Source organism: Geminicoccus sp. (assembly GCF_036263595.1).
GTDB lineage: Bacteria > Pseudomonadota > Alphaproteobacteria > Geminicoccales > Geminicoccaceae > Geminicoccus.
In genome coordinates this window covers 1-3,456 of the sequence record NZ_DATAGQ010000187.1, presented here as the reverse complement: position 1 = coordinate 3,456, position 3,456 = coordinate 1, and the positions used below count along the sequence as shown (strand labels likewise).

The 3,456-nt window shown below is 66.5% G+C and carries 2 protein-coding genes and 2 pseudogenes; all 4 read right to left on the bottom strand.

What is annotated here, in order from left to right; all coding sequences use genetic code 11:
* Positions 1 to 862: 862 nt before the first annotated feature.
* Positions 863 to 1,075, bottom strand: coding sequence for a hypothetical protein (locus tag VHL31_RS19900; RefSeq protein WP_329662984.1), 213 nt, complete (start codon positions 1,073 to 1,075; stop codon positions 863 to 865).
* A 163-nt stretch (positions 1,076 to 1,238) separates the two neighbouring features.
* Positions 1,239 to 1,385: pseudogene (locus tag VHL31_RS27160) on the bottom strand (IS701 family transposase); the annotation flags it as partial.
* Between the two features lie 174 nt (positions 1,386 to 1,559).
* Positions 1,560 to 1,664 (bottom strand): annotated as a pseudogene (locus VHL31_RS27155) (hypothetical protein); the annotation flags it as partial.
* Positions 1,665 to 2,550: 886 nt separating this feature from the next.
* Positions 2,551 to 3,456: crotonase/enoyl-CoA hydratase family protein (locus VHL31_RS19895; RefSeq protein ID WP_329662983.1), on the bottom strand; the 906-nt coding region annotated here is incomplete at its 5' end.

Sequence of the window (3,456 nt, the reverse complement as noted above, 5' to 3'; positions counted from 1 at the left end):
TCGAACTGCCTGCCGCCACGGTACGGACCAGCCGCTCACGCAGATCCCGAGACAACGGGGCCGTCATCAACCATCTCCCTCACCCGAGATGATCCCCCAACCAGACACGCTGAACCCGTGCAACCTCAAACTGCTCTAGCGGCTCGCGGAGCCCGGTTTCAGCCCGATGACTGCAAGGCCAGCCATGGTCGCCGGCAGCAGCGGTCCCCCGCCCTGCCTGGAGCTGTCTCCATCGATCGAGAGCAAGGCTGTGGCCGGGTCGAGCGGCTCTCAGCCAGGCTCAAGAACTGGCGGGCTATCGCCACCTGCCATGAGAAGAGGGCCAATCCCTTCCTGGTGTCCCCGGCCCTGCTGCGGGTCCCGATGAGATCAGGATCCAACAGGCCTTCGTCAATGCCGGCCTCCGTCGCCGCCGGCGCCGGCAGAAGAGCCTGACCGGGCGGACGTGCCGGAACGGTCGGCACCCCTGGCACTGGGCTCAGCCATACGATCCCTGGGATGAGGTGGTGTGGGTTGATCCTGTGGGCTGACGGTCGGGCTTTCCGGGCGCCGCAGATGGTCTGGAACGGTGTCCGCCATGGCGATGCCTTGAGGTGGCTGGCGAGGTTGCAGGCGGTGACGAACGTCAAGCCGTATGGCTGGAATGCCTGAGAGTCGGGATGGAAGGCCTTGATGGTGGCCTCCTTGATCTTCCGGTTCATCCTCTCGGCCTGACCATTGGTTCATCGATGGCCAGCAGGCCCTCGATTCGCTTTCTGAAAGGATGGCAGGCAGGAGCCTGCAGCATGCCTCCGGATCAGGTCCGGGACAGGCTGTCGCCAGTCAGCGCAGGATGGATCTGGCAGGCGAACATGGCGGCGACCTAACGCAGGAAGGCAGCGCCGCTGGCTTCGAACAGCGACATGGGTGAAGCCCGGTCAATCGCGAGGAGCTTGAAAAGCTTGCCCTTGGCCTTTGCAGAGCTTGCAGGATCGGCAAAGCGCTTGCGCCGTGATGTCCTCCCCTCGTCATGGGGCAAGCGGGAAATGCCGTGACGGCACTCAGCAGGCACGAGACAGCGCAGGACGTCGTCCAAGGGCAGCAGCGTAGGGCGACGGAACCCGACCATCATCGCCTCCTCGGCCTGGGGGAGCACCGGGCTGCGTGGCCGGCCTGGTCCCATCCGTGCATCGGCCATAAAGCTGCGCCGATGCCACTTGGCGACAGTCTTTACGGTTCAGCCCGCAGCAGGTGGCCAAGGAGAGGTAGTATCTGCGCTCGCCGGAGCTGCGATGCTCGTCCACCAGCCAGACCTCCTCGCCCGGCAGATGACGGCCCTGGCTGAGCTGTGCGCCCTCGGCTGGGTGCACTCGTCTGGCGGTGAACGCCGCTGCCAGTGGTCCCTTGTCCTCGGGACGCCTGGGGGTATCGACCAGCACCTGGCAAGGCCATGGGCGCCGGCGGTGATGATCCGATCGATCTCCATCAGCGCGATCTCGGTCTTCGGCAAAGAGCGCTGGTACTCTTCTGGTATGCCGGCCTGCACGCAGCGAGCCTTGCTGGCCGCCCAGGCTCACCGGCAAGGGGACCTCGTCCTTGGCCAGCGTGAGCAAGGCGAGAACCTGGCAGTTAGCCCGCCTGCGTAGACAGCGGCAGTACTGCCTTGCCACGCCTGCCGAACGCTTCCCCTTGCTTGGGCAGGGCGGTGTCGACGACCACCAGCACGGCTGCCTTCTCCACCATGATTGGCCAGGCGGCTATTCATCCGGCGTCCACGGGATTCAGGTCCAGGAGGATCTGGAGGGATCCGTCGTCCCAGTTGGTGCTCGTGACGATATGATGAAGCTGGCCATGTCAAGCCTGCTCCAGCGCGGTGGGCTGCAGGCTCACGGCCCTCTCAACCAGTCCGATCAGCCCCTGCAGGCGGACCGGCGCCCAGGACCGTCGCTTCCTCATGCCCATCGCCGCCAGAACGGATCGAGCCGGAACTCGAGATGCTCCCGCCAGTGCGCCTCCGCCATTGCCTGTGTCCCGCCGGACGGTCACGACATCGAAACGGATCACACATGCTCTAGTTCTGCCAAGGTGGCGCAGCAAGCAACGGCCGGTGCCTGGCTCGTTCTGCAACGCCCTCGCCATGCGATGTGCAGGTCGCGGCCGATGGGCGAATGATCTCAGCGGACATCTTGGACGGAGCGCCATCGCTTCGCCAGCACAGGTCCGCAAGGTTCCGGAAGAAGGGCTCTGCCGCAGGTTGGCGGGCTGTCGAAGCAGGAGACAGGCCAGCGACCGACGGTAATGAGGCGGCCTCACCAGGCCAGGCTGCGAGCCCGATCGACGTCCTGTCGAGGTTCACCTTGCAGCGATGGCAGGTAGCCTGGGGCACAGTTGCTCCGCTATCCACCGCCCTCCCCGCCTCCGGGCTGCGCGGCCTCGGCAGGAAGGTCCTGGACGATCAGCCAAGCCGGCCAGCAGCGGAATCCCGTAGGGCCAGTCCCCCCGTGAGATGGGTAACGCGGCATCTCCTGTCCAAGTAGTGCCGAGGGCGAGGCTTGATTCTGAGGGCCTCCGTCATGCGGCATGGCGTGTTCTGGTGTGGGGCTGGGCGCGCTTTTTCTCCTGGACGCGGGCCAGGCAGTCCATGCGGCGCAGCTCGTCTTCGCCCAGTTGCATGGCGAGGTCGACCCACAGGTCGACGATGTCGACCAGCTCGTCCTTGGCGGGCGGGTCGGCGCGCTCGCGCACCCGCTTGAGGGTGAGCAGGGTGGCAAAGCGCGGTGCCTGCTCGGCGACCAGGCGGCGCAAGGTCGCCTCGCCCTCGCCGGCCGGGCAGACATGGTCGACCAGGCCCAGCGCCTTGACCTCGTCGGCCGAGCGGGAGATGCCGTCCTCCAGGATCTGCCGGGCCATGGATGCCCCCAGCTTGCGCTTGAGGAAGCTGTAGCCGCCCATGCCCGGGAACAGGTTGAACAGGATCTCGGGCAGGCCGAACTTGGTGCCGGCTTCGGCGATCACCAGGTCGTCGGTCAGCATCGCCTCGAAGCCGCCGCCGATCGCATCGCCAGTGATCAGCGCCACGGTCAGGACCGGCAGGCCCAGGCTGACCAGGTTGTCGTGCAGGATGTCGATGGCCAAGTGCGCATAGGCGCGAAGGGCCGTCTCGTCGCGCGAGCGGATCATCGCGGTGAAGGTGGCAAGGTCGCCGCCCAGGCTCCAGGCCTTGGGTGCCTCGGACGCCCAGACCAGGTAGCGGAACGGGATCTCCGCTGCGGGCAGCCCGGCATAGAGCTCGACCAGGTGGCGCTGCAGCGTGCGCATGTCGCGCATCAGCCCCAGCGTGTAGCAGGCCCGCTCGGGATGCTTCATCCGGGCGAACAACAGCCCGGCCTCGGCATCCAGCTCCACCCGCAAATGCTCCAGCTCCAGCTCCGGCGAACGAACCCGACGCGGAAACGGCGTCACCGTGGCAGAGGGCTG